The sequence below is a fragment of the Sphingomonas jinjuensis genome, assembly GCF_014197105.1.
Taxonomy (GTDB): domain Bacteria; phylum Pseudomonadota; class Alphaproteobacteria; order Sphingomonadales; family Sphingomonadaceae; genus Sphingomonas; species Sphingomonas jinjuensis.
The window spans coordinates 207,860-233,078 of record NZ_JACIEV010000007.1; the positions used below are offsets into that span (position 1 = coordinate 207,860).

At 67.9% G+C, this 25,219-nt stretch carries 22 protein-coding genes; 9 read left to right on the forward strand and 13 right to left on the reverse strand.

The features are described from left to right. Positions 1-90: 90 nt before the first annotated feature. Both GGQ80_RS13065 and GGQ80_RS13070 read right to left on the reverse strand, forming a co-directional pair. The gene (locus GGQ80_RS13065) at positions 91-1,248 is read right to left on the reverse strand and encodes a saccharopine dehydrogenase family protein (RefSeq protein ID WP_183985518.1); all 1,158 of its coding nucleotides are present in this window, start codon (positions 1,246-1,248) and stop codon (positions 91-93) included. 136 nt (positions 1,249-1,384) lie between these two features. Beyond that, on the reverse strand, positions 1,385-3,178 hold the full coding sequence (locus tag GGQ80_RS13070; RefSeq protein ID WP_183985520.1) for an ABC transporter transmembrane domain-containing protein: 1,794 nt from the start codon (positions 3,176-3,178) through the stop codon (positions 1,385-1,387). 138 nt (positions 3,179-3,316) lie between these two features. Here GGQ80_RS13070 and GGQ80_RS13075 point away from each other — a divergent pair, with 138 nt between their 5' ends. Beyond that, complete coding sequence (locus GGQ80_RS13075) at positions 3,317-4,534, forward strand: polyhydroxyalkanoate depolymerase (protein ID WP_183985604.1); 1,218 nt, start codon at positions 3,317-3,319, stop codon at positions 4,532-4,534. Positions 4,535-4,702: 168 nt separating this feature from the next. Here the strand turns inward: GGQ80_RS13075 and GGQ80_RS13080 are convergent, their stop codons facing one another. The 3 genes from GGQ80_RS13080 to GGQ80_RS13090 all read right to left on the reverse strand — a co-directional run bounded on the left by GGQ80_RS13080 (position 4,703) and on the right by GGQ80_RS13090 (position 7,302). Next, complete coding sequence (locus tag GGQ80_RS13080; protein WP_183985522.1) at positions 4,703-5,185, reverse strand: pyridoxamine 5'-phosphate oxidase family protein; 483 nt, start codon at positions 5,183-5,185, stop codon at positions 4,703-4,705. Positions 5,186-5,542: 357 nt separating this feature from the next. After that, a complete protein-coding gene (locus GGQ80_RS13085; RefSeq protein WP_183985524.1) occupies positions 5,543-6,721 on the reverse strand; it encodes an acetyl-CoA C-acyltransferase in 1,179 nt (392 codons plus the stop codon). A gap of 146 nt (positions 6,722-6,867) precedes the next feature. Continuing rightward, positions 6,868-7,302 (reverse strand): MaoC family dehydratase, encoded by a 435-nt coding sequence (locus tag GGQ80_RS13090; RefSeq protein ID WP_183985606.1) that lies wholly within the window; start codon positions 7,300-7,302, stop codon positions 6,868-6,870. A 158-nt stretch (positions 7,303-7,460) separates the two neighbouring features. Here GGQ80_RS13090 and putA point away from each other — a divergent pair, with 158 nt between their 5' ends. Further along, positions 7,461-10,451 (forward strand): bifunctional proline dehydrogenase/L-glutamate gamma-semialdehyde dehydrogenase PutA, encoded by a 2,991-nt coding sequence (putA, locus tag GGQ80_RS13095; protein ID WP_246347055.1) that lies wholly within the window; start codon positions 7,461-7,463, stop codon positions 10,449-10,451. Positions 10,452-10,576: 125 nt separating this feature from the next. On the opposite strand, the gene GGQ80_RS13100 is transcribed toward putA, so the two are convergent. The 3 genes from GGQ80_RS13100 to GGQ80_RS13110 all read right to left on the reverse strand — a co-directional run bounded on the left by GGQ80_RS13100 (position 10,577) and on the right by GGQ80_RS13110 (position 13,474). Further along, positions 10,577-11,083 (reverse strand): YciE/YciF ferroxidase family protein, encoded by a 507-nt coding sequence (locus tag GGQ80_RS13100; RefSeq protein WP_183985528.1) that lies wholly within the window; start codon positions 11,081-11,083, stop codon positions 10,577-10,579. Positions 11,084-11,173: 90 nt separating this feature from the next. After that, complete coding sequence (locus GGQ80_RS13105; protein WP_425506056.1) at positions 11,174-12,454, reverse strand: mechanosensitive ion channel family protein; 1,281 nt, start codon at positions 12,452-12,454, stop codon at positions 11,174-11,176. 12 nt (positions 12,455-12,466) lie between these two features. Then, positions 12,467-13,474, reverse strand: coding sequence for a DNA topoisomerase IB (locus GGQ80_RS13110; protein WP_183985532.1), 1,008 nt, complete (start codon positions 13,472-13,474; stop codon positions 12,467-12,469). Positions 13,475-13,584: 110 nt separating this feature from the next. Between GGQ80_RS13110 and GGQ80_RS13115 the strand changes: the two genes are divergently transcribed. Continuing rightward, positions 13,585-14,133 carry a type 1 glutamine amidotransferase domain-containing protein gene (locus tag GGQ80_RS13115; protein WP_183985534.1) on the forward strand — a complete coding sequence of 183 codons (549 nt, stop codon included), beginning with the start codon at positions 13,585-13,587 and terminating at the stop codon, positions 14,131-14,133. 47 nt (positions 14,134-14,180) lie between these two features. Here GGQ80_RS13115 and GGQ80_RS13120 read toward each other — a convergent pair whose 3' ends face one another. Both GGQ80_RS13120 and thpR read right to left on the reverse strand, forming a co-directional pair. Continuing rightward, on the reverse strand, positions 14,181-14,720 hold the full coding sequence (locus GGQ80_RS13120) for a superoxide dismutase family protein (protein WP_183985536.1): 540 nt from the start codon (positions 14,718-14,720) through the stop codon (positions 14,181-14,183). Positions 14,721-14,748: 28 nt separating this feature from the next. After that, the gene (gene thpR / locus GGQ80_RS13125) at positions 14,749-15,315 is read right to left on the reverse strand and encodes an RNA 2',3'-cyclic phosphodiesterase (protein ID WP_183985539.1); all 567 of its coding nucleotides are present in this window, start codon (positions 15,313-15,315) and stop codon (positions 14,749-14,751) included. A 117-nt stretch (positions 15,316-15,432) separates the two neighbouring features. Here thpR and GGQ80_RS13130 point away from each other — a divergent pair, with 117 nt between their 5' ends. The 3 genes from GGQ80_RS13130 to GGQ80_RS13140 all read left to right on the forward strand — a co-directional run bounded on the left by GGQ80_RS13130 (position 15,433) and on the right by GGQ80_RS13140 (position 17,589). Continuing rightward, complete coding sequence (locus GGQ80_RS13130; RefSeq protein WP_183985541.1) at positions 15,433-16,173, forward strand: Bax inhibitor-1/YccA family protein; 741 nt, start codon at positions 15,433-15,435, stop codon at positions 16,171-16,173. Positions 16,174-16,302: 129 nt separating this feature from the next. Then, positions 16,303-16,590, forward strand: a complete 288-nt coding sequence (locus GGQ80_RS13135; RefSeq protein ID WP_183985543.1) for a hypothetical protein — start codon at positions 16,303-16,305, stop codon at positions 16,588-16,590. Between the two features lie 441 nt (positions 16,591-17,031). Further along, the gene (locus GGQ80_RS13140) at positions 17,032-17,589 is read left to right on the forward strand and encodes a hypothetical protein (RefSeq protein ID WP_183985545.1); all 558 of its coding nucleotides are present in this window, start codon (positions 17,032-17,034) and stop codon (positions 17,587-17,589) included. A gap of 121 nt (positions 17,590-17,710) precedes the next feature. Here GGQ80_RS13140 and GGQ80_RS13145 read toward each other — a convergent pair whose 3' ends face one another. Beyond that, the gene (locus GGQ80_RS13145; RefSeq protein WP_183985613.1) at positions 17,711-17,884 is read right to left on the reverse strand and encodes a hypothetical protein; all 174 of its coding nucleotides are present in this window, start codon (positions 17,882-17,884) and stop codon (positions 17,711-17,713) included. A gap of 145 nt (positions 17,885-18,029) precedes the next feature. Here GGQ80_RS13145 and GGQ80_RS13150 point away from each other — a divergent pair, with 145 nt between their 5' ends. The 3 genes from GGQ80_RS13150 to GGQ80_RS13160 all read left to right on the forward strand — a co-directional run bounded on the left by GGQ80_RS13150 (position 18,030) and on the right by GGQ80_RS13160 (position 24,486). Next, positions 18,030-18,230 (forward strand): hypothetical protein, encoded by a 201-nt coding sequence (locus GGQ80_RS13150; RefSeq protein WP_183985608.1) that lies wholly within the window; start codon positions 18,030-18,032, stop codon positions 18,228-18,230. Positions 18,231-18,436: 206 nt separating this feature from the next. Next, complete coding sequence (locus GGQ80_RS13155) at positions 18,437-20,374, forward strand: autotransporter assembly complex protein TamA (RefSeq protein ID WP_183985547.1); 1,938 nt, start codon at positions 18,437-18,439, stop codon at positions 20,372-20,374. Continuing rightward, a complete protein-coding gene (locus tag GGQ80_RS13160; protein WP_183985549.1) occupies positions 20,374-24,486 on the forward strand; it encodes a translocation/assembly module TamB domain-containing protein in 4,113 nt (1,370 codons plus the stop codon). The genes GGQ80_RS13155 and GGQ80_RS13160 overlap by 1 nt, the downstream gene beginning before the upstream one ends. Here GGQ80_RS13160 and GGQ80_RS13165 read toward each other — a convergent pair. Both GGQ80_RS13165 and GGQ80_RS13170 read right to left on the reverse strand, forming a co-directional pair. Further along, complete coding sequence (locus GGQ80_RS13165) at positions 24,480-24,881, reverse strand: PIN domain-containing protein (RefSeq protein WP_183985551.1); 402 nt, start codon at positions 24,879-24,881, stop codon at positions 24,480-24,482. The two genes, GGQ80_RS13160 and GGQ80_RS13165, sit on opposite strands and share 7 nt — an antisense overlap. After that, the gene (locus GGQ80_RS13170) at positions 24,882-25,148 is read right to left on the reverse strand and encodes an antitoxin (RefSeq protein WP_183985554.1); all 267 of its coding nucleotides are present in this window, start codon (positions 25,146-25,148) and stop codon (positions 24,882-24,884) included. Positions 25,149-25,219 lie beyond the last annotated feature (71 nt).

The window sequence follows — 25,219 nt, forward strand, 5'->3', positions numbered from 1 at the left end:
TCAGGGGAGGGGTTGGGGTGGGGGACGCAGGCGGTGTTCTCTGCGAGGCTCCGCCCCACCCCTAGCCCCTCCCCTGAAGGGGAGGGGTTGTCAGGCCGCCACAAACGTCAGCCCGGCGCGATCGACCAGGCGCTGGCGCAGGGCAGGCCCCATCAGCGCGCCGGGCGTCCAGATGCCGCCCGCGCTCTCGGTGTCGAGCAACGTCAGCGCGGCTTCGGTGATCATCTTGCTGGTCGAGCCATAGCCGGGGTCGCGGTCGCCGGTGACGACCGCCTCGACACGTTCGCCATCGGGCATCAGGCCGACAAACAGCAGGTCGTAGTGGCCGGTGTCGCGTTCCTCCTTCGAGGGGCCTTCGCCGGGCTTGGGGCCCTTGTCGCTTGCGAGCGGATTGATCTTGGCGATCGCTTCCGCCGCCGCCTTGCCAAGATCGCCGAGGCCGGCGACCATCATCTCGTCGTAGACGAAATCGGCGCCATAGCTCTCGCCGAGCAGGAAGTTGGTGCGGTGGACGTTCTTGGTGTTGATCGGCGCCATGATGAACGGCGCGACCCAGGCGCCGATATCGCTGTCGTATTCGGGCAAAAGCCCGGTCGGCTGGTGCGGTCCGGCAAAACCGGGCGTCAGCGCAAAGGGACTGGTCAGCAGCTTCACCAGCGACGGATCGCGCGCGGCGGCGGCGAGCGTCGCCTTGAGGCTGGCGGCAGTGCCGCCCGAGAAGCCGCCCTTCATGCTGCGAACACGGCCCTTCACGCGCGGGGCGGGGCGGCCGTGCTTGGCGATGGCGGCTTCCTGCAAGGTCAGCACGCCGAGGTCGAAAGGGATCGAATCGAACCCGCAGGAAAAGACGATGCGCGCGCCCGTCCGCTTCGCCTCGGCATCGTGCGCGTCGATCATGTGGCGCATCCAGGCGGGTTCGCCGCACAGGTCGACATAGCCGGTGCCGGTCGCGGCGCAGGCGGCGACGAGATCGTTGCCGTAGAGCTGGTACGGCCCAACCGTGGTGATGACGACGCGGGTCTTTTCGACGAGGGCGCGGAGGCTGGCGGGATCGTCGGAGTCGGCGACGATCAGCGGAATGTCGGACGGCGCGCCGATCGCGTCGCGCGTTTCCTGGAGCTTGGTGAGCGAACGCCCGCCCATGCCCCAAGTGATTCCCGCGGGAGCGGAGGCGACGAGATATTCGGCGACGAGCTGGCCGGTGAAGCCGGTGGCGCCGTAGACGATGAGGTCGAGGTCGCGGGACATGGGGGCTCTCCTGTATTTTCCATACTCTACGTCATTCCCGCGAAGGCGGGAATCCATAGTCGCTGGCGGTGATGAGTCTCACGATCGCCACCCTGTTCGTCATCCCCGCCTTCGCGGGGATGACGAACAGGGTGGCCTACGCCGCCTCGTGGAACTGGAGGCTCGCCAGGCGCGCGTAGAGGCCGCTGCGCTGCGTCAGCGCGGCGTGGTTGCCCTGCTCGACGATACGGCCCTGGTCCATCACGACGATGCGGTCGGCGCTGCGCACGGTGGCGAGGCGATGGGCGATGACGAGCGTCGTGCGCGTCGCCATCAGCCGTTCGAGCGCCTGCTGGACGAGGCGTTCGCTCTCGGCATCGAGCGCGCTGGTCGCTTCGTCGAGGAGCAAGATCGGGGCGTCGCGAAGGAGAGCGCGGGCGATGGCGACGCGCTGGCGCTGGCCGCCCGACAGGCGGGCGCCGCCCTCGCCGAGGAAGGTGTCGAGGCCGTCGGGCAATTGGCGGAGGAAGTCGGCGGCGTTAGCGGCTTCCGCGGCGGCCCAGATACGCTCGTCAGTCGCCGCCCAGTCGCCATAGCGCAGGTTGTCGCGCGCCGAGGCGCCGAAGATCACCGTCTCCTGCGGCACCATCGCGATCCGGTGGCGGATGGCGGCGGGATCGGCGGCGGTGAGGGGGACGCCGTCCATCAGCACGCGCCCGACCTGCGGATCGTAGAAGCGCTCGGCCAGCTGGAATAGCGTCGACTTGCCCGCGCCCGACGGGCCGACCACCGCGACCGTCTCGCCGGGGGCGATCGACAGGTCGACGGTGTCGAGCGCGGCGGTGTCGGCCCTCGTCGGATAGTGGAAGCTCACGGCCTCGAACGCGAGCGTGCCGCGGGGCGGCTCGGGCAGCGCGACCGGCCGGGCCGGCGCCGCGATCTCGGGCCGTTCGGCGAGCAGCTCGGCGAGGCGGCTGGCGGCACCGGCACCGCGCAAAAGGTCGCCATAAACTTCGGTCAGCGCACCGAACGCACCGGCGACGATGCCGCCGGTCAGGACGAAGGCAGCGATCGATCCGCCGCTGATTCGCCCCGCGGCGACGTCGATCGCACCTTCCCACAGCACCAACGTGATCGAGCCGAAGACGAGGCCGATGACGATCGCGGTCATGATCGCGCGGACCAGCACGCGCTGGCGTGCGGCGGCGAGCGTGGCGGCGACGGCGTCGTCGAAGCGGCGCGCCTCGCGCGATTCCTGGTTGAAGGCCTGGACGATCTTCATCGCGCCCAGCGTCTCTGTGATGATCGAGCCGATGTCGGCGATGCGATCCTGCGAGGTGCGCGAATGGTTGCGGATGCGCCGACTGAGCAGCGCGATCGGCACGATGATCGCGGGGATCACGATCAGCAGCAGCCCGGTGAGCTTGGGCGAGATGGCGAAGAGATAGATCAGCCCACCGACTCCCGTGAAGCAGTTACGCAGCGCGATTGATACGGTGCTGCCGACGACCATCTCGATCTGCGCGGTATCGCTGGTCAGTCGCGAGGCGATTTCCGAGGGGCGGTTCTCTTCGAAGAAGCGGGGGCTGAGGCGGAGCAGATGGCCTTGCACTTCGCGCCGGATGTCGGCGACGACGCGCTCGCCGAGCAGCGAGACGAAATAGAAACGGATCGCGGTGGCGAGCGCGAGCACCACGACGATCATCAGCAGATAGTGGAAGGATGTCGAGAAATCGCCCGACCCGCTGCCGCCGAAGCCGCGATCGATGACGCGCTTGAAGCCATAGGGGATCGCGACCGTCGCCGCCGAGGTGGTGACGAGCGCGGCGCCGGCGATCGCGATCTGCCCCGGATAGCGACGGGCGTGATGCCACACCATCGCGAGATCGCCGATGCGGCGGCCCCGATCGTCGGCGGTCTTGTCGGCGGCGGCCTTGGGTTTGCGAGCCATGCGCCTGCGCCTAGCAGCAGGGCCGATGTGGCTCAACGGCAACGCCCGGGCGCTTGTCGCGTTGTTGTTGCGTTCGAATGTCAGACAAGCATTTGGCGTTACGGGCGGGATAACCTATTTGGGGGCATGGCCTACCGCATGCTTTACGACGTCTACGAGATGCAGCGTTCGATGATGGCCGGCGCCAGCGCGATGGCGCAGGTCGGTGCCGGACTTCTGCACAACCCAGCTAACCCCTTCTCTTATATGGGCGGGGGGACGGTCGTCGCCTCGGCGTTGGAGGTGTTCGCGCATGCCGCAGCGCCACGTGGGAAGCCGGCGTTCGGGTTCGACTCGACCGTGGTCGACGGCCAGACCGTGGCGGTTCACGAGGAGGTCGTGCTGAAAAAGCCGTTCGGCCAGCTCAAGCGCTTCGTGCGCGAGGGCGTCGAGGGCGGGCCGCGGCTGCTGATCGTGGCGCCGATGTCGGGCCATTACGCGACGCTGCTGCGGGGCACGGTCGAACGGATGCTGCCGTCGGCCGACGTCTACATTACCGACTGGCGCGACGCGAAGCTGGTGTCGCTGGCGGATGGCAAGTTCGACCTCGACGATTACGTCGATTACCTGATCGACTTCATGGAGGCTATCGGGCCGGGCGCGCACATGCTCGCGGTGTGCCAGCCGTCGGTGCCCTGCTACGCCGCCGCGGCGCTGATGAGCGCCGACAAGCATTCATGCCGGCCCAAGACGCTGACGCTGATGGGCGGGCCGATCGACACGCGCGAGGCACCGACGGCGGTCAACACGCTGGCGACGCAGCGGCCGTTCAGCTGGTTCGAGCAGAACGTCATCGTGACGGTGCCGATGGCGTATCCGGGTGCCGGGCGCCAGGTGTATCCCGGCTTCCTGCAGCTGGCCGGCTTCATGTCGATGAACCTCGGTAACCACATGATGTCGCATTGGGAGATGTTCAAACATCTAGTGCAGGGCGATGACGAGAGCGCCGATGCGACCAAGGCGTTCTACGACGAATATCGCTCGGTCTGCGACATGACCGCCGAATTCTATCTTCAGACGATCGACGTAGTGTTTCAGCGCCATGCGCTGCCCAAGGGCGAGATGATGCATCGCGGTCGGCGCGTCGATCCCGGCGCGATCACCGACATCGCGCTGCTGGCGATCGAGGGCGAGCGCGACGATATCTCCGGGCTTGGCCAGACGAAGGCCGCGCTGGAGGTGGCGACCAACCTGCCCGCGGCGATGAAGCGTTACCACATGGCGCCGGGCGCCGGGCACTACGGCATCTTCAACGGATCGAAGTGGCGCAACTCGATCGCGCCGATCGTCGAGGAGTGGATGGCCACGCACGGTTGAGGGGCTATCAATCCCCACAGCCGTTATGCTGAACTTGTTCCAGCATCTCGGGAGGTAGACGGAGTTCTCGTGAGAAATGCCGAACCGAGTTCAGCATGACGGGGATTTTTTGGGTTGGAGGCGCACCGTGAAGTAGCACCCCAGGCCGTAGCCCGGGGCGCTCGTTTGTCAGGCGACCGAATTGACCACCGCGTGGCTCGACGATTCGTCGCTGCGGATGGTGCCACCGAACAGCATCTTGAGCCGGCCCGACACCGAGATGTCAGTTTCCCACAGCTCGGCGCTATCGATATCAAAGCGCAGCAGCGTCAGGTTGGGATCTTCCTTGCCGCCGGGAAACCAAGCTTCGACCTGGTTATTCCACAGCTTGTCGATCTGCGCGCGGTTGTCGTCGCGGCTGAGGTTGCCGGCCAGGCAGGCGAAGAAGTCGTGCCCCTTGCCAACGAACTGCGCCATCGCATCGCCACCCTTGGCGGCGCGGTTGTCGCGGCCGGCGAAGAAGAACAGCGTGTTGGGCTGATCGTCGTCGAGCTGGGCGGTCATCGGCTCCGAATGCTGGCCGTCCATCAGGCCGAGCATGACGAAGGGGCTCGACTTCAGCTTGTCGAGGAACTTGGCGGCGATTTCCTGCGGATTGTCGTGGTCGGCCATGATGTGATCTCCTGATGGGTCGGCAGGAGAACGACGTTGGCGGCGGGTTGGTTGCGCGCCCGGCGCGAGGAAGCCATGAGGAAGGCGGCGGCAGTCCTGCCGTCGCAACAGAGGAGACTAGCGTATGTCGCTGGCCGACCTGTGCCTGATCCTGGGCGTGCTCTTCGCCTTCGCGACGTTGGTCGTGAAGATCATCGAAGTGTCGCGTAACCGATAAGGTGCCGGGCGGGGCTCGGGTAGCAGCTCGAGCCCCAAACGTTTGAGCCCCGGCTGTAGCAGCAGCCGGGGCTCACAGAGGAGCAAGGTATGTCAGCTTGCCGAGATGTTAGTTACACTGACACTCGCCGATTTTCAACCTCACAGCACCTCGAACAGGCCGGCCGCGCCCATGCCGCCGCCGACGCACATGGTGACGACCACGTGCTTGGCGCCGCGGCGCTTGCCCTCGATCAGGGCGTGGCCGACCATGCGCGCGCCCGACATGCCATAGGGGTGGCCGATCGAGATCGCACCGCCGTTGACGTTGAGCAGGTCGTTGGGAATGCCGAGCTTGTCGCGGCAATAGAGCACCTGGACTGCGAACGCCTCGTTGAGCTCCCACAGGCCGATGTCGTCCATCTTCAGGTTGAAGCGCTCGAGCAGCTTGGGGATCGCGAAGACGGGGCCGATGCCCATCTCGTCGGGATCGGTGCCGGCGACGGCGATGCCCATGTAGCGGCCGAGCGGGGTCAGGCCGCGTTGCTCCGCCAGCTTCTCTTCCATCAGCACCGAGGCGGAGGCGCCGTCGGACAGCTGCGAGGCGTTGCCCGCGGTGATGTTCATGTCCGGCCCGAGCACGGGGCCGAGCGATTTCAGGCCGTCGAGCGTGGTATCGGCGCGATTGCCCTCGTCCTTCGCCAGGGTGACTTCCTGATAGGAAATCTCCTTGGTTTCCTTGTTGACGTTCGCCTTGGTCGCGGTGACGGCGACGATCTCGTCGTCGAACTTGCCTGCGGCCTGGGCGGCGGCGGTGCGCTGCTGCGACTGGAGGGCGTATTCGTCCTGGACGTCGCGGCTGATGCCGTAGCGCTTCGCGACCACCTCAGCGGTCTGGAGCATCGGCATGTAGATGTCCTTGTGCATCGCGACGAGTTCGGGGTCGGGCGCGATGTTCATCTTGGGCGTCTGGACCAGGCTGATGCTCTCGACGCCGCCGCCGATCGTCACGTCCATGCGATCCGTGATGATCTCTTTCGCCGCGGTGGCGATCGCCATCAGGCCGCTGGCGCACTGGCGGTCGAGCGACATGCCCGCGACCGTGGTCGGCAGGCCGGCACGGAGCAGCGCGGTGCGGGCGATGTTTCCCGCCTGATGACCCTGCTGCAGCGCCGCGCCGAAGACGACGTCCTGCACCTCGGCGCCGTCGATCCCGGCGCGCTCCACCGCCGCCTTGATCGCGTGGCTGGCGAGGGTCGGCGAGGGCAGGTTGTTGAAGGCGCCGCGATAGGCGCGGCCGATCGGGGTGCGGGCGGTGGAGACGATGACGGCGGAACGCATGGGCTTTCTCCTGCTCCCCTCCCTGCTAGGGAGGGGGTGGGGGTGGGTGCCGGCGCGACAGCGTCGGCGTGGTTTTTGGGGTGAGTTCGGGTGCTCGCGCTGCTAGTTACCCACCCCGACCCCTCCCTTGCAGGGAGGGGAGAAGCTTAGGCGAAGACCTGGCTGATCCATTCCGCGATCAGGGCGGGCTTGTCCTGGCCCTCGATCTCAACGGTGAATTCGCTGGTCTGTTGGAATTGGCCGGGGCGCTTTTCCTCGAAAGACAATAGCTTGAACCGCCCTCTTACGCGGCTGCCCGAGCGCACGGGGGTGAGGAAGCGGACCTTGTTGCCGCCGTAGTTGACGCCCATCTTCGCGTTCGCGAGCCGCGGCGCGTTGGGCACCTTGCTCGACAAGAGCGGCATCAGCGACAGGGTGAGGAAGCCGTGGGCGATGGTGCCGCCGAACGGCGTTTGCGCGGCGCGGACGGGATCGACGTGGATGAACTGGTGATCGCCGGTCGCTTCCGCGAACTGGTCGATCATAGCTTGCGTGACCTCGACCCAGTCGGACACCTGTTCGGTGCCGATGCTCTCTTTCATCTGATCGACGCTGACGTCGGGCACGGGATTCCCCTCCACTCGCGTTTGGCGCTAAGCGCGGTCCATCTCTCTTGGCCCGAGCGATCCCACATCGCAAGCCTCACCCGACCGGAAGATCGAATATGTCCACTGCCGTAACGTCAGACCCCCGCAAGACCATGGCGCAGCTTTATCGGGCCGCCGAACCCGATGTTCTAAAGCCGCTGCTGGACCGAGCCGCGCTGTCGAGTGATTCGCGCGAACGTGTGCTGGGGACGGCATCGGGGCTGCTCGCCGACCTGCGCGCCGCGCAGAGCCGTGGGTGGGTGAACCAGTTCCTGCAGCAATATCGGCTGAACTCGTCGGAGGGCGTCGCGCTGTTGAGCCTGGCGGAGGCGTTCCTGCGCGTACCCGATCCCGAGACGGCGGACCAGCTGATCGCCGACAAGATCGGCGAGGCCGACTGGATGGCGCACACGGGCCAGTCGAATTCGAAGCTGGTCAACACCGCGACCTGGGGGTTGGTCGTCGGGCGGGCGCTGGTGGGCGAGGGCGAGGCGGGGCCGCTGCGCCGCCTGATCAGCCGCGCAGGCGAGCCGTTCGTTCGCCAGGCGGTGGGCGCGGCGATGCGGATGATGGGCGAGATCTTCGTGATGGGCCGCACCATCGAGGAAGCGTCGCGGCGGATGCGCAAGCCTGAGTTCAAGGGGTTCACCGCCAGCTTCGACATGCTGGGCGAGGCGGCGCGGACCGATGCCGATGCGCAGCGCTATTTCCGGGCGTATGTCGATGCGGTCGATGCGGTCGGGCGCGATCCGGCGGCGGGGCATTCGATCTCGGTCAAGCTGTCAGCGCTGCATCCGCGCTACGAAGTCGCGCGCTGGGACGAGTGCGTGCCGGCGTTGACCGAGATGCTGGAGGCGCTGGCCGTGAAGGCTGCGGGATACGGCATCCCGCTGACGGTCGATGCCGAGGAGTCCGAGCGGCTGGAGATGAGCCTGGACATCATCGGCAATGTCGCGGGTCTGCCGAGCCTGAAGGGCTGGGACGGGTTCGGCATGGCGGTGCAGGCCTATGGCAAGCGCGCGCAGCCGGTGGTGGCCTGGGCTAACCAGCTGAACCGGGTGATGAACGTTCGGCTGGTGAAGGGCGCGTATTGGGATTCGGAGATCAAGCGGACCCAGGTCGAGGGGCTGGCCGATTATCCCCTTTTCACGCGCAAGGCGGCGACCGACGTGTCGTATCTAGCGGTGGCGAAGGACATGCTGGAGGCGGAGAATATCCGCCCCGCCTTCGCCAGCCACAATGCGCTGACGGTGGCGACGATCGTCGAGTGGGCTGGCAACAGCCGCGATTTCGAGTTTCAGCGGCTCCATGGCATGGGCGACGGGCTGTACGAGCGGCTGGTGCGCGAGAACGGCTATCACTGCCGCATCTATGCGCCGGTCGGCGGGCATCGCGACCTGCTGGCGTATCTGGTCCGGCGCCTGCTGGAGAATGGCGCCAATTCGTCGTTCGTCCACCAGCTGGCCGACGAGAATTTGTCCGAGGCGCAAATCCTGGCCGATCCGGTCGCGAAGATCGCGGCGGTGGGGGGATCGCGGCATCCGTCGATCCCGCTGCCGAGGGACCTGTTCGCGCCGGGGCATCATAATTCGGGGGGGATCGATCTCAGCGATCGGCCGACGTTGGAGCGGACGGTGAAGCGGGTGAATGAGCCGTCTTCGTATCTCAACCACCCCGGCGAAGGCCCGGGTCCAGTCACAGGCGGCTCGCAACTGGACCCCGGCCTTCGCCGGGGTGGTGACGCAGTGAAGGACGCCATCACCCGCGCCGAAGCGGCCTTCCCGGCCTGGAACGCCACGCCGGTCGATCGGCGTGCGGCCATCCTCGAACGCCTCGCCGACCTGCTCGAGGAACATCGCGAGGAATTGATGGCGATCTGCGTCCAGGAGGCGAAGAAGACCATTCCCGATGCGATCGGCGAGGTGCGCGAGGCGGCGGACTTCTGCCGCTATTACGCGGGCGAGGCGCGGGCGCGACTGGCGCCGATCGAGCTGCCCGGCCCCACGGGCGAGCGCAACACGCTGCACGTCGAGGGACGCGGGGTGTGGGCGACGGTTGCGCCGTGGAATTTCCCGCTGGCGATCTTCCTGGGGCAGACGGTGGCGGCGCTGGTCGCGGGCAATACCGTGGTGGCTAAGCCGGCGCCGCAAACGCCTGCCATCGCGCGCCGCGCGGTGGAGCTGGCGCATGAGGCGGGGGTGGCCGCCGATGCGCTGATCTTGGTGCCGGGCGGGCCCGAGGTCGGCCAGGCGTTGACCGAGGATGCGCGCGTCGCCGGCGTCGCCTTCACCGGATCGACCGCGACCGCCAAGAAGATCGCGCGCACGCTGGTGCAGGACGACGAGCGCCCGATCGTGCCGCTGATCGCGGAGACGGGCGGGATCAACGCGATGATCGTCGATTCCACCGCGCTGCCCGAACAGGTGGTTCAGGATGTCGTCACATCCGCCTTCCGCTCGGCGGGGCAGCGCTGTTCGGCGCTGCGGCTGCTGCTGGTGCAGGAGGATGTGGCCGAGTCGATCATCGAGATGCTGTCGGGCGCGATGGACACGCTGCGCGTCGGCGATCCGGGCGATCCCGCGACCGACGTCGGGCCGGTCATCGACCAGGCGGCCTATGACAAGCTGATGGGCTATCGCGAGAGCGTGAAGGACCGCTGGGTCAAGACGATCGGCGCGCCGGGCGAGGGGCTGTTCGTGCCGCCGACGCTGGTCCGCATCGGTGCGATCGAGGAGCTGGACCGCGAATGGTTTGGCCCGATCCTGCATGTCGCTACCTGGGAGGCGGGCAAGCTTGCGGAGACGATACGGCGGGTCAATGCCAAGGGCTATGGCCTGACGATGGGCCTGCATAGCCGTATCGCGCGCGCCGCCGAGGTGACCGAGGCGGAGGCGGCGGTGGGCAACCTGTACGTCAACCGCTCGATGATCGGGGCAGTCGTCGGCAGCCAGCCGTTCGGGGGCGAGGGGTTGTCGGGCACCGGGCCGAAGGCGGGCGGGCCGCATTACCTGTACCGTTTCGTGGCAGAGCGGGCGGTGTCAGTCGATACGACCAGCGCCGGGGGCAATGCGACGTTGCTGAGCTTGGATGAGGGAGGGATTTGAGGGTTACCATTCGATCCTAGCCGCCCTCACCCTTTCCACGCCGGTAGGCGGCGCGCGCCTCCCTCCCTCTCCCAGCGGGAGAGGGAGGGAGGCGCGAAGCGCCGGAAGGGTGAGGGGGCGTCAGTTCAGGCGGCTTCCGCCCTGGCGTTGACCTTGGTGGCGAGGCCGGTCAGCTTCTCGTCGGTCGCCTTCTCTTCTTCCAGCGTCTCGGCGAGCAGTGTCGCCACCTCGCTATGGCCGAGCTGCTCCGCCCAGGCGATCAGCGTGCCGTAGCGGGTGATCTCGTAATGCTCGACCGCTTGTGCCGACGCGATCAGCGCGGCGTCGAGGACGGTCTTGTCGGCGATCTCGCCGGCGACCTCGTTGGCCTCCTTGATGATGCCGTCGATCGCTGGGCAGGTCACCGCCTTCGCTTTTTCACCGAGCTGGTCGAACGCGCGTTCGAGGCGGGCGATCTGGCCTTCGGTTTCGCGCAGGTGGGTTTCGAACCCCTTCTTCAGCGCCGGCGCCGTCGCCTTGTCGATCATCTTGGGCAACGCCTTGGTGATCTGGTTTTCGGCGTAATAGATATCCTGCAACTGGTGCAGGAATAGGTCCTGCAGCGTCGCGATATCCTTTGTGAACAGGCCCATGGTTCGTCTCCCCAAATGGTGGCGGGAGAGCGATCCGCCGCCCCCCAGCGTTCCGCCGGAGGCCGCCAAGATGATGTCAATCAAGCAGAATCATTTGTCGTCGCCCTCCGGCGCGGGCGCGCCGCGGCCGACGTCCTCGTCGACCGGCGAGCCGCTGGCGCGGGTGGTGGCGCCGGCGGTGTCCTGCGCCCGGATCGGGTCGCCGGTGGGGGCGGCGGGGGGCGCGTGGCGGCGGGGCCAGGGGTAGATCAGGCCGCCGTCGGGCGCGGCGGTGAAGTCGGTCTGGGTCGGATAGGCGAGCTCGATGCTCTCGTCGTTCAGCATGCGGATCACGGCGAGGCCGACGATGTGGCGGGCGTCGAAATAGTCCTGATACGCGCTGCTCGGTGAATCGAACTGGACGTCGAAGTCGTAGCTCGACGCGCCGAAGCTGGCGAAGCCGGCACGGACGAACTTCATGCCGTGGCTCTCGACCACCTGCTTCACCAGGCCGGGCAGCTTTTCCATGACGTCGACGCCGGTCCACTGGACGACGCCGAGGGTGAACTGGACGCGGCGATATTCGCGGCGGGTGTTGTTGAGGATCTCCTTGTCGAGCAGCTTCTTGTTCGAGATGATCCGCTCTTCGCCGTTGGGGCCGCGGACACGCGTCGATTTCAGCCCAATCGCCTCGACGGTGCCGGTGGAATTGTCGTAGCTGATCGCGTCGCCGCGACGAAACGGGCGGTCGAAAATGATCGCGAGCGCCGCGAACAGGTCGGCGAAGATGCCCTGCGCGGCGAGACCGATCGCGATGCCGCCGACGCCGAGACCGGCGACGAGGCCGGTGACGTTGACGCCAAGATTGTCGAGCACGACGACCAGCGCGATCGCGAACAGGACGACGGTGACGAGCAGCCGGATCAGCCCCATCGCCGACAGCAGCGCCTCGCCCGAATAATGTTCGGAGCGGGTGCGATGCTCGATCACCCCCAGGATCACCTCGCGCGCCCAGACCGCGGCCTGGAAGACCGAGGCGACGGTCCACAGGAAGTTGATCGTGGTCGCCACTTGGCCCGGCGCGCCGGCATAGCCGACGACCAGCTTGGCGGCGAGCATGACCAGGAAGAAGTTGCCGGTGCGGTCGATCGCGCGGCCGACGACGCGGCCCCAGCCATTGCCGGTGTCGTCGCGCATCAGCCATCGCGACAGCCAGCCGCGCAGCCCGTGGCTGACGAGGAAGACGGTGGCGCCGATCGCGATCGCGATCAGGATCTGGAGCCAGTGATGCTGGAGCCAGGCGGTGCTGGCGTTGATCAGGCCTGCGGTCTGGTCCTGCAGGTCATCGGGGTTGAACAGCGGCGCCTTGGCCGCGCTGTTGGCCGACATGATGGTCCTTGTGTTTCAGGCCGCCATGGCGGTGGCGGCGGGCGTGCCCTTTTCGAGGAAGGCGATCAGGCCGCATTCCTCGCGGGTCATGTAGCGACGGCTGCGCGGCAGGCGAAGCGCCTTGCGAAAGGCGCTCTGCCCCTTTTTGGTCAGCGCGATGAGCGCAGGATGAACATAGCTCTTGCGCGCGATCGCCGGGGTGTTGCCGAGCCGCTCGACGACGGGCTCGAGCAGCATCTTGAGGCTGAGGTCGGTTTCGGCGTTCGCCAGCGCTTCGAACGCGGCGAGGCTGGCGCCCCAGGTGCGGAAATGCTTGGCGGTGAAGTCGCCGCCGGTCGCTGCCTTGATATAGGCGTTGACGTCGGACGAGGTGACGGGATGCGCCTCGCCGTCCTCGTCGACCCAGGCGAACAGATGCTGCTCGTCGAGATCCTGCATCCGGCGCACCGTCGTGGCGAGCGCGCGATCGGTAATGGCGATGTCGCGCAGCTTGCCCGACTTGCCCTTGTAGCGAAGCTTCAGTGTCGTGCCCTTCAGCTCGGCATGGCGGCGGCGCAGCGTAGTGGCGCCGAAGCTCTTGTTCGCCGCCGCATACGCCTCGTTGCCCACGCGTAAGTGGGCGATGTCGAGCAGGCGGACGACGGCGGCGACGGCGCGGTCCCTGGTCAGGCCGCGGGAGGCGAGGTCGGCCTCCACTTTCTTGCGGATCGCGGGCAGGGCGTGGCCGAATTCGGCGCAGCGCTCATACTTGGCGGCCTCCTGCGCCTCGCGGAAATCGGTGTGGTAGCGATATTGCTTGCGGCCCTTTTCGTCCCAGCCGATCGCCTGGATATGGCCGTTGGCGCTGGGACAGAACCAGGCGTCGCGATAGGCGGGCGGCAGGCCGACGCGATTAAGGCGGTCGATCTCGTCGCGGTCGGTGATGCGATCGCCCTTGGCATTCCAATAGGCCCAGCCGTTGCGGACCTTCGTCCGGGTGATGCCGGGTTTGGAATCGTCGCAATAGACCAGCCGCGCGGCCATGGTTTTCCCCTCGCTTCGTCGATCAAAAGCGCAAGGCTGTCGCTTCGTTCCGGAACGGGCGTCCTCGGCAGCGGTTGAGGTCCACGGAATTACACCAGGAGCAATATGTTATGGCCGACCTTTCCCAGGCGCGGGTGCTGATGCTCGCCACCGACGGGTTCGAGAACGACGAACTGTTCCTGCCGCGCCAGGCGCTGCTCGATGCCGGCGCGCAGGTTACGCTGGCGTCGATCAAGACCGATCCGATTCAGGGCGAGAAGGCGGGTGAGAAGGCCGATACGATCACTCCGGACACGACGCTGGACGAGATCGACACCGACGACTTCGACGCGCTGGTGCTGCCGGGCGGCGTCGGTAACCCCGACAAGCTTCGCATGGAGGAGCGCGCGATCGAGATCGTTTCCGAGTTCATGGAAGACGACAAGATCGTCGCCGCGATCTGCCACGCGCCGTGGCTGCTGATCGAGGCGGATGTGGTCGACGGACGGCAGGCGACGAGCTGGCCCTCGATCCGTACCGACCTGGAGAATGCCGGCGCCGACGTGGTCGACGAGGAAGTCGTGATCGACGGCAACCTGATCACCAGCCGCAAGCCGGACGATATTCCCGCGTTCAACCGGGCGGTGATCGAGGCGCTGGAGAAGGAACTCGTGGACTAAGCCGCTGCCCGTCACCCCGGCATCGCGCCGGGGTGGCGGAGGCGAGCTCAGCCCGCCCGGAATACGCCGCAGGCGATGCGGCCGCCGCTGTTGCCGCTGGGATCAGTCTTCAAGTCGTCGGCGCCGGCGTGGACGATGATCGACGAGCCATCGGCGTCGAGCAGCCCCGCGACAGTCTGCCCCGGCACAGTGACGGCCAGCGTGCCGCGACCATCGGTGCCGACGATCAGGTTTGGCAGGTCGCCGGCGTGCGGGCCGCGCGGGTTCATCGAGCCGTGCTGCATCGTCGTCGGGTTCCAATGGCCGCCGGCGGTGGTGAAGTCGGGCGCGTCGCACTGGCCCACCATGTGGATGTGCGCGCCGTGGGTGCCGGCCGGCATGTCGCGCACATCGAGCGTGTAGCGGACGCCGCCCTCGACATCGGTAGCGGTCGCCTTGCCGGCATCGGCGCCGGCTGCGGTGCGGATCATCGCGCTCGCCGACTGGCCCGCGGGCGTCGCGCCGCGCATCGAACCACCGTCGCGCGTGCAGGCGCCGAGCGCAAGGGCCGCGGTGCACAGCATGATGATCCCGGTCGTGGCGCGCATGAGAAGTCTCCCTGATGTGTCGTGCGTCTCAAAACCCCGGCGCGTCGGGCGCGGTTCCGAGCGGCCAGCGCATGACCGCCTCGTACGTCGCGCCGGCACGGCCGATGACGCTCTCGTAGAGGATAAGGTGCGGCATGGTGAAGGGCGCGCTGGCGAGCCTGGCATGGCGACCGAGCCAATGGTCGATCTCCGGGGCAGCCCCCGCCGAGCGGGCGATCCTGGCGACCGTGATGTGCGGGCGGAAGGCACGCTGTTCCGGTGGCAGGCCGGCGCGCTGGCATGCCTGTTCGACCTTGCGGGCGAGATGGGCGAGCGCGTCATGGCCGGTGACGTCGGCCCACAAGGTGTCGGTGCGGCCGCGATGCTCGAACCGCCCGACGCCGGCAAGCGCAACGGTGGGGGCGGGGGCGTGGATGCCGGCAAGCGCGGCGGCGAGGTCGTCGCCCTGCCACGGCTCGACGTCGCCGACGAAGCGGAGCGTCAGGTGGAGCTGGTCGTCGTCCTGCCAGCGCGCCTGGGGCACGTCGTCCATGATGTCGAGCAGGCCTTCGCGAATCGGCGGCGGAGGACGTAGCGCGACAAAGAGCCGTGGCATTGTAACGTTCTATTTCCCTGTCGGGCGAATGACACCGGTTTAGCTTGAAAGCGTTGTCGTTCACGCCGATATTTTCAACCAAGCCGGCATGTCGCCGGAAAAGGAGTGTCGAACATCATGGCCAATTGGTCAGATCCCCGCCCCACCGCCACGCCGTTCGGCGAGCGGGCGGCGAGCGCCACGCGTACCGGCGACGTGGACGCGGGGCTGCGGTCCTACATGCTGTCGGTGTACAACTACATGTCGTCGGGCGTGCTGCTGACGGGTATCGTCGCGCTGCTGTTCGCGACGTCGGGCATGGCGCAGGTCGTGTTCCAGAACGGCGCGGCGCGCATCCTGCTGATGCTGGCGCCGCTCGCGATCGTCTTCGCGATGAGCTTCGGCCAGAACCGTTTCTCGACCGGCGCGCTCCAGGCGATGTTCTGGGGCTTTGCCGTCCTGATGGGCCTGTCGCTGTCGACGATCTTCCTCGTCTATAGCGGCACCTCGATCGCCGGTGCCTTCTTCGCGACGGCGGCGGGCTTCGCGGGTCTCAGCCTCTATGGTTACACCACGAAGCGTGACCTGTCGGCGATGGGGGCGTTCCTGATCGTCGGCCTGATCGGCCTGATCGTGGCGAGCCTGATCAATATCTTCACCCAGTCGAGCACGCTGAACCTGATCATCAGCATCGTCGGCGTCCTGATCTTCGCCGGCCTCACCGCCTACGATACGCAGCGCACCAAGGAGCTGTACTACCAGGTCGCGGGCAGCGATGTCGTCGGCAAGGCCGTGATCATGTCGGCGCTGAGCCTGTACCTCGACTTCATCAACATGTTCATGTTCATCCTGCGGCTGTTCGGCGCGCAGCGCGACTGATCGCTCGATCGCTAGCCGATCGATTAGGGGCCTCGGCGGGCGACCGCCGGGGCTCTTGTCGTTGGCGGACATCGGAACGCCTCCACCGACCGTTCGTTTTGATCACGAAACCGATGGAGGGATGACATCATGGATATCGACGAGCGCGCACTCGACAGCATGTCGGTAGCGCCGGACGCACCGGACGGCGAGGACGCCGGCGTGTCGCGCACCGAGAAGCAGGACGCCGGACGGGACGAATCGATCGCCAAGCGGCTCGAGCGCGATCCCAAGAATGCCGACGCGGTCTTGGACGAAGGCCTCGACGAATCGATGGACGCCAGCGATCCGATCTCGACGACGCAGCCGGGCCGCGGTGGCGATTTGCCGGAATCGTCGGGTTACGATGCGGAGGCCGAGGCTAAGCGGCAGGGGTGATGCCGCGCTTGCCGGTTGGTGGAATTTAGATGACCGGCGGGGCGGGATGGAAACATCTCGCTCCGTTTTTTTTGGCGACGGTGGGGCCGGTGGTTCGAGACGGGGCTTCGACTTCGCTCAGCCCCTCCTCACCACGAACGGAAATAGGTATTCCGTTTGCCCTGAGGAGCCGCTGAGCACAGTCGAAGCGGCGTCTCGGAGGGCAGGTCGTCGGGGCCGCCACCCAGCGACGGCGCGGGCGTCATTTCATCGCCAATGTTGCGCAGAAACCCCACCGACCGCACGATTAAGTACCGCGGCATCGGTTCGTCGCAAGCGATGTTGCGGTGCAGCGCATTTCGTGATGCTTTGATGACGGTCGGGACGGCTGTCGTTAACCGGGGTGTTAACCACCGAGGCGCATAGTCCATCCCGTCGCTTGAGTGGGGTGGGATAACGCAGATGGCAGGACGCAGCAGGCCGGCGCGGGGCGCGATGACCCTGGCGGAAATCAAGGAATTCGCGAGCTTCGACAGCTCGACGCAGCGCTACATCCGACGCTCGCTCGACATCGGGCTCGATCGGGAGGACGCGCTCGCGCGCTGGTCGCGCGACGTGGTCGAGGCGGCGAGCATTCGCGCCCAGGCCCAGGTGTATCGCGGGCTGGAGCGGATGCGCACCACCATACCCGACGACAGCGACCTGCGCTCGGTCGAACCGTTCCTGGCGCCGCTGGTGACGCTGGCGGCATTCGACCTGGGGCAGGGGCGGCTGACGAGCTTCTCGGCGTTTCGCTTCCTGTACGAGCGGCTGATCGGCGCGACGGTGCGCCCGTGGCTGCCGAGCGCCTTCTGCGCCGCAGCGGCGCTGCCGCACCTCCATCCCGAGCTGCGGCGCAAGCTGCTCCAGTCGATCAGCGAGGCGGCGGCGACCGCATCGGGCTGGTCAAACCGGCAGCCGGCGTTCTTTCCGCAGTGGGTGGAAAAGGTCGATGCGGGGTCGACGGCACTGCCGCACTGAGTTGGGGTGGTGCTCACCAGGAGCGTCATCCTGAACTAGTTTCAGGATCTCGTGGTGAGGGGAGCGTGACCTCGCCGGGGAGATGCTGAAACGAGTTCAGCATGACGGGATTGGGGGCCGGTCACCGGCGGCGGCTGTCGACCTGCCAGATGACGATCGCGGCGACGATGCCGATGGCGAGCCCCGCCAGGAAGCCGGGCGTCGCCTGGCCATAGAGGAAGCCGATCGCCGCGCCGCTCATCGCGCCAGCGGCGATCAGCAGGCCGCCGGCGGCGGGGGGAGGGCGTTCGCTCATCGGCCAGCGCCCTGCCACGTTGGACGACGCGGCGCCAGTGTCGGGCTTATGCTTGACGGTTCGCCAACCAATGAACTTTACCCGCCCTTGGCGGCGAGCAGGCACAAGCCCTTGGCAAGACAAGGGAGTCGCCGATTTGATCGCCATGTATCTCGCCGATGCGCATCAGGTGTCGGAGGCGATGGACCTGATCGCGTCGTTCGGCGACCACGCCGCGCTCGAAGCATCGGCACGGGCGGGGCGCAGCCGCGATCTGGGCAATCACATCCACTTCTGCCGCTGGCGCCAGACCGAGCGACTGATCGACGTGCTGCGATCGAGCGGGGCGATCGGGACGGTGCACTAGAACAGTGTGACGGCATCAGACCGTTCGTGCTGAGCGAAGTCGAAGCACAGGCCCCAAACGATCGGTTCGGAAATAGTCCTTCGACTTCGCTCAGGACGAACGGTCGTGAAGCGACGTCGCGTCATCCCGCCAACGGCGCGCCCGGCCGGCGCAGGTTGGGCGGTTTAGCCCTGTCGCGGCGGGACGGCGCGCGCTAGAGCCGGCGCATGGTGTGGCGCGTCGGGTGCTGGGGGTTGTGCGCCGTCTGGGCTGCGGGAAGCGCGGCTGCGGGCGCGCAGACGGCGCCCGCGCCGCCGACGAGCGCGGAGACGCTCGATCCCGCCGCGCCGCTCGCGCCGCTGCCGGGGATTGGCGTCGACTGGCCCGATCTCGGCGCCCAGACGCCGGGCGTGCCGGCGAGCCAGACGACCGATGCCGCCGCGGAAGCGCGATACCAGTGGCGCGTCGAGGGGATCGACAGCGTCGCGACGCCGTTGCTGCGCCAGCGCTTCGACCAGCTGTCGACGCTGAACGCCAACGACGGCAGCGCCGCCAATGCCGCACAGCTCGACCGGCGCGCGCGTGAGGACGCCGACCTGCTGAAATCGCTGCTGCGCGCCGAAGGCTATTACGATGCCGCGGTGGCGACGCGGGTCGAGCCCGGGGCGAAGCCGCTGGTGGTGCTGGAGGCGACGCCGGGGCCGCTGTATCGGTTCAAATCGGTCGAGCTGCCGGGGCTGGCGTCGGCGGGCGACAAGGCACCGGCGCTGCGCGATACCTTCGGGGTGAAGCCGAACGATCCGGTCAATGCCGATGCCGTCGTCGCTGGGCAAACCGCGCTGGCGGCTGAAATCGGGCAGCAGGGTTTTCCCTTTGCCAGCGTCGGCGAGCCCGAGATCGTCGTCGATCATGCGACGCAGACCGCAACGCTCGACCTGGCGGTGAAGCCGGGTGGCGAGAAGCGCTTCGGCTGGATCGTCGCGCTGCCGGGCAACCAGGTGTTCGGCCCCGATCATGTCCGCGAGATCGCGCGCTTCACCAAGGGCGATCCCTATGATCAGTCGTCGATCGACGACCTGCGCCGGGCGCTGATCCAGACCGGGCTGGTGTCGTCGGTGACGGTCGAGCCGATCGCCTCCGACGATCCCTCGGTGGTCGACATCGGCGTGAAGATGGAGCCGGCGCCGCCGCGTACCGTCGCCGGCGAGCTGGGCTATGGCACTGGCGAGGGCGCGCGTGCCGAGCTGAGCTGGACGCATCGCAACCTGTTTCCGCCCGAGGGTGCGCTGACGCTGCGATCGGTGCTGGGCACGCAGGAACAGCTCAGCGCGATCACCTATCGCCGCAACAATTTCCACGGCCGCGACCGGGTGCTGACGATCCAGGGCGCGGCGGCGCACCTCAATCGCAACGCCTTCGACGCCAAAACCTATTCGCTGTCGACCAGCCTGGAGCGGCAGACCAACATCTTCTTTCAGAAGACCTGGACCTGGTCGCTGGGTGCCGAGCTGGCGGCGTCGGACGAGCAGGACGTGATCGCCGCGACCGGGCAGCCGCGGCGGCGCACCTTCTTCATCGCGGCGCTGCCGACCAGCCTGAACTACGACGGGTCCGACGACCTGCTGAACCCGACGCGCGGGTTTCGGCTTGGCGGGCGGCTTAGCCCCGAGCTGTCGCTGCAGGGCGCGGTGTTCGGCTATACCCGGGCGCAGATCGACGCGAGCGCGTACCAGTCGGTGACGCCCAAAGTGGTGCTGGCCGAGCGGGTGCGGATCGGCACGATCCTGGGCGCGCCGCGCGACCAGATCGCGCCGTCGCGGCGCTTCTACGCGGGCGGCGGCGCGTCGGTGCGCGGCTATGGCTTCCAGTCGATCGGGCCGCGCGATCCCAACAACGATCCGATCGGCGGGCGCAGCCTGGCCGAGTTCGCGCTGGAGGCGCGGATCAGGCTGTTCGGGAACTTCGGGCTGGTGCCGTTCCTCGACGGCGGCAACATCTATACCTCGCCGCTGCCGCGCATGTCGGACTTCCGCTACGGCACTGGGCTGGGCGTGCGCTATTACTCGAACTTCGGGCCGATCCGCGTCGATGTCGGCACGCCGATCAACCCGCAGAAGGGCGACAGCCGGCTCGCGGTGTACGTCTCGCTGGGCCAGGCGTTCTGATGCGGCGGTGGTGGCGATGGCTGGTCGGCGCGGTGGCGGCGCTGCTGCTGCTGGCGGGCGCGGCGCTGCTGGTCGTCGACACCGACGTCGGCCATCGCATCGTCGCCGACCGGATCGGCGCAATCCGCACGACGACCGGGCTTCGCTTCACGGTGGGCAGGATCGACGGGTCGCTGTTCCACGCCACGCGGATCACCGACCTGCGCGTCTACGACCTCGACGGGCTGGTGTTCCAGGCGCCGCAGGTAGCGCTCGACTGGCGACCGCTCGACTGGGTCCGCCACCGGCTGTCGATCGAACGGCTGGCGGTGCCGAGGGCGACGCTGTTTCACAAACCGCGCACCCGGCCGAGCGGCCGGCGCGGGCCGGTGCTGCCCGATTTCGACATCGCGATCGGGCGATTGACGGTCGACCGGCTGGTGCTGGCCAGGCCCGTGCTGGGGCAGGCGCGGGTGGCGCGGATCGACGGGCGTGCCGACATTCGCCGCGGCCGCGCGCTGATCGTGCTCGACGCCGGGGTGGCCGGCACCGATGCGCTACGGCTGCGGATGGATGCGGAGCCTGATCGCGACCGCTTCGACATCGACGTGCGGGGACAGGGGCTGCCGGGCGGCGTGCTGTCGCGCGTCGCCGGCTTCGGCCGGGCGGTGCGGATCGACGTCGGTGGCGACGGACGCTGGGCGCACTGGCGGGGCACGGCACGCGCGACGGTGGCGGACAGCCGCGTCGTTGAGCTTGCGCTGGCGGCGGACGGCGGGCGCTACACGCTGTCGGGCGCGCTGGCGCCGTCGCGATTCCTGACGGGGAAGCTGCAGCGGATGACGGCACCCCGCGTGCTGGTCAGCGGCGATGCGACCTTTGCCGACCGCCGGCTCGATGGCGCGCTGACGCTGCGCTCGGCGGCGCTGGCGGTGACCGCGACGGGCGTCGTCGATCTGGGCAAGAGCAGCCTGCGCAACGTCCGCGTCGCGGCGCGGCTGCAGCGCCCGAACGCGCTGTTCGGCAACATGAGCGGGCAGGGCATCCAGCTGCGCGCGATCCTCGACGGGCCCTTCGCCCGCGTCGGCTTCGACTATCGCATCACCGCGCCGCGGATTGCGTTCGACAACACCGGTTTCGAGAATGCCCGGCTCGCGGGCAAGGGGCGCTGGTCGCCGATGCCGGTGTCGCTGCCGGCCCGCTTCACCGCGACTCGCGTGACCGGGGTCGGCGATGTCGCGGGCGGGATCCTGCGCAACCTGTCGGTCGATGGCGTCCTGCGGCTGGCGCCACCGATGCTGACCGGCGACGATCTGCGCGTGCGATCGGACAAGCTGACCGGGCGGATCGGGCTGACGCTCGATCTGCGGACCGGTAAGTTCGAGGTCGGCGTCAACGGCGCGCTGGGGCGTTACCTGATCCCCGGACTGGGCGTGGTCGACGTCGCCTCGCGGCTGCGTGTCGTGCCGGGACCGGGCGGCAAGGGCACGCGCGTCGTCGGCGACGGGCGGGCGCAGATGGTGCGGCTCGACAACGGCTTCTTCCGCAACCTGACGGGCGGGTTGCCGCGGATCGTCACCGGGCTGGAGCGGACGCCCGACGGGATCCTGCACTTCACCAACCTGACGCTGGTGTCGCCGCAACTGACCTTGCGCGGCAACGGCTATCGTCGGCGCGACGGGACGTTCCATTTCGAGGGCGCCGGGCGGCAGGCGACCTATGGACCGGTGCGGCTGATCCTCGACGGGCGGATCGAGAAGCCGACGCTCGACCTGTTGTTCGCCCGCCCCAATGCGGCGCTGGGGCTGACGGCGGTGAGGGCGCACCTCGATCCAACCGCCGAGGGCTTCGCTTTCCGAGCGGCCGGCGGATCGCGGCTGGGCGGCTTTACCGCTGGCGGCGCGATCCTGCTGCCCCCCGGCGCGGGTGCGGCGATCCGTGTCGACGTGCTCAACGTCGCTGGGACCAAGGCGGCGGGAACGCTGGGGATCGTCGATGGCGGCTTTGCCGGCAGGCTGGGCGTCAACGGCGGCGGGCTGGCGGGCGAGATGCTGTTCGCGGTGCCCGGCGGGGTGCAGCGGATCGAAGCGCATCTGACGGCGCGGGGCGCGCAGCTGTCGGGCGCGACGCTGCGGCAGGGGCGGCTCGACCTCGTCATGATGCTCGACCCCGCCGGTACGACGATCGAGGCGAACGCGACCGGGCTGGGGCTGCGGCGCGGGCCGTTGAGCCTGGCGCGGCTGGCGGTCACCGCAAAGCTGCGCGACGGCAGCGGCGAGGTGCGCGCCTCGGTTGCGGGATCGCGCGGGCGGGCGTTCGAGATCCAGAGCGTGACGCAGGTGTCGCCTGACCGCTACGTCGTCAACGCGCAAGGAACGCTCGACCGACGGCCGCTGAAGCTGCTGACACCCGCCGTCGTGACGCGCGAAGGTGATGGCTGGCGACTAGCGCCGACGCGATTGTCGTTCGCGGGCGGCGAGGCGTCGATCGGCGGGCAATTCACCGACGCGAGCAGCGCGATCGATGCGACGCTGGCGCAGATGCCGCTAGGGATCCTCGACATTGGTTTCCCCGGGCTCGGGCTGTCGGGCACGGCATCGGGCAAGCTGTCGCTGCAGTCGGGCGCCGGGGCGCCGACGGGGCGGGTCGACGTGACGGTGCGCGGGCTCAGCCGATCGGGGCTGGTGCTGTCGTCTAGGCCGATAGACGTGGGGCTGGCGGGGGTGCTAACCGCCGACCGGCTGGGTTTCCGCGCGGTGATGGCGTCGGGTGGCAAGACGATCGGGCGGGCGCAGGCGCTGCTGACGCCGCTCGGCAACGGCGACCTGGCGAGCCGCATCGTCAATGCGCCGCTGATCGCGCAGCTTCGCTATGCGGGGCCGGCGGACACGCTGTGGCGGCTGACCGGGGTCGAATTGTTCGACCTGTCGGGGCCGGTGGCGATCGGTGCGGATGTCAGCGGGCGTGCCTCGGCACCCGTGATCCGCGGCGTGGTGCAGGCGACAGGCGCGCGGATCGAGAGCGCGGTGACGGGCACGGTGCTGACCAACGTCCAGGCGAGCGGGCGCTTTGGTGGATCGCGACTGCAGATCGATCGCTTCGCCGCCGATGCGGGCAAGGGCGGGCGAGTATCCGGCACCGGCGCGTTCGACTTTGCTGCAGCGCAGGGCGTGGGGCTCGACCTGCGGTTGCAGGCGGACAAGGCGGTGATGATCAACCGCGACGACATTGCGGCGACGGTGAGCGGGCCGCTGACCTTCGTTTCGAGCGGCATCGGCGGAACCATCAAGGGCGACGTGACGCTGGACCGCAGCCGCTATCGACTGGGACAGGCGACGGCGGCCAGCGCGGTGCCGCAGCTGAACGTGCGCGAAATCAACCTGCCGGAGGGCGGCGAGGAGGAGGATGCACCTTCCACGCCCTGGACGCTGGCGATCCGCGCTCGCGCGCCGAACCAGGTGATGGTGTCGGGACTGGGACTGACCAGCGAATGGTCGGCGGACCTGCAAATCGGCGGAGCGCCCGACAATCCGGCGATCACCGGGCGCGCGACGCTGATCCGTGGCGACTACGAGTTTGCGGGGCGAACCTTCGGGCTCAGCCGAGGGGTCATTCGCTTCGGCGGCGAGGTGCCGGCGAACCCGGCGCTCGACATCGAGGCGGACGCCAACACGATCGGGCTGAACGCATCAATCCGGGTGACCGGCTATGCACAGAAGCCCGAGATCAGCTTCACCAGCACCCCGGCATTGCCGCAGGACGAGTTGCTGTCGCGCCTGCTGTTCGGCACGTCGATCACCAACCTGTCCGCGCCCGAAGCGCTCCAGCTGGCAGCGGCGGTGGCGGCGTTGCAGAACGGCGGCAACGGCCTGAACCCGATCAATGCGGTGCGGCGCGCGGCGGGGCTCGACCGGCTGCGCATCCTGCCCGCCGATCCGCAGACGGGGCAGGGCACCTCCATCGCGGCGGGCAAATATGTGACGCGGCGGCTGTATGCCGAGATCGTCACCGACGGGCAGGGCTATTCGGCCACCCAGGTCGAGTTCCAGGTGACGCGCTGGCTGTCGATACTGTCGTCGATCTCGACACTCGGCCGGCAGAGCGCGAACGTGCGCGTCAGCCGCGATTACTGAGCGGGCGGCGCCCAGACGTCGAGGGTGAGGCCGGGAATGTCGCGGAAGTCGTCGGCGTTGATGGTCGCGAGGGGGAGGTCGTTGGCGATCGCGGTGGCGGCGATGAGGCGGTCGATCACCTTGGCACGCGAGAAGCCGACTGACGCGATGATTTGACCGTAGGCGGCAATTACGTCCCGATCGAGGTCGAGGATCGGCAGGCCTTCCAACAGGGCATCGAGTACGGCGCGGCGCTGCATCGCAAGCGTTGGATCCCGGAAAACGCCAGCTTCCAGCTCGACGAGCGACATGATTGACAGTGCGGGAAATCGCCCGAGCCGACTGACCTTTTCCATGATCTCTCTATCGCGATCGCGCAGATGTATCGCGATGTTGGTGTCGATCAGATAGGACATCTACAGACCGGGCCGGTCCGGGAATTCGATCTGCTCGCGCGCCTCAATCTCGTGGTACGGCGCATTGGCCCAGATCGTTTCAATCCGTTCGATCATAGCCGCCACTCGCTGTCGTTCGTCCTCCGGATCGATCGCCGGCTTGATCTCCAGCTTGTTGCCGATCTTCTCGATCGTCACGGCGGTGCCGGCGGCGAAGCCCAATTCCTTGGGCAGGCGGACGGCGACGCTGTTGCCGCTCTTGAAGGTGCGGCTTTCGATGATGCCCATGACGCGGCTCCTGTGATGACGCGTATATACGGTTGCGCCAGGGCAATCACAATCCGGCGGAGATTGTGCCG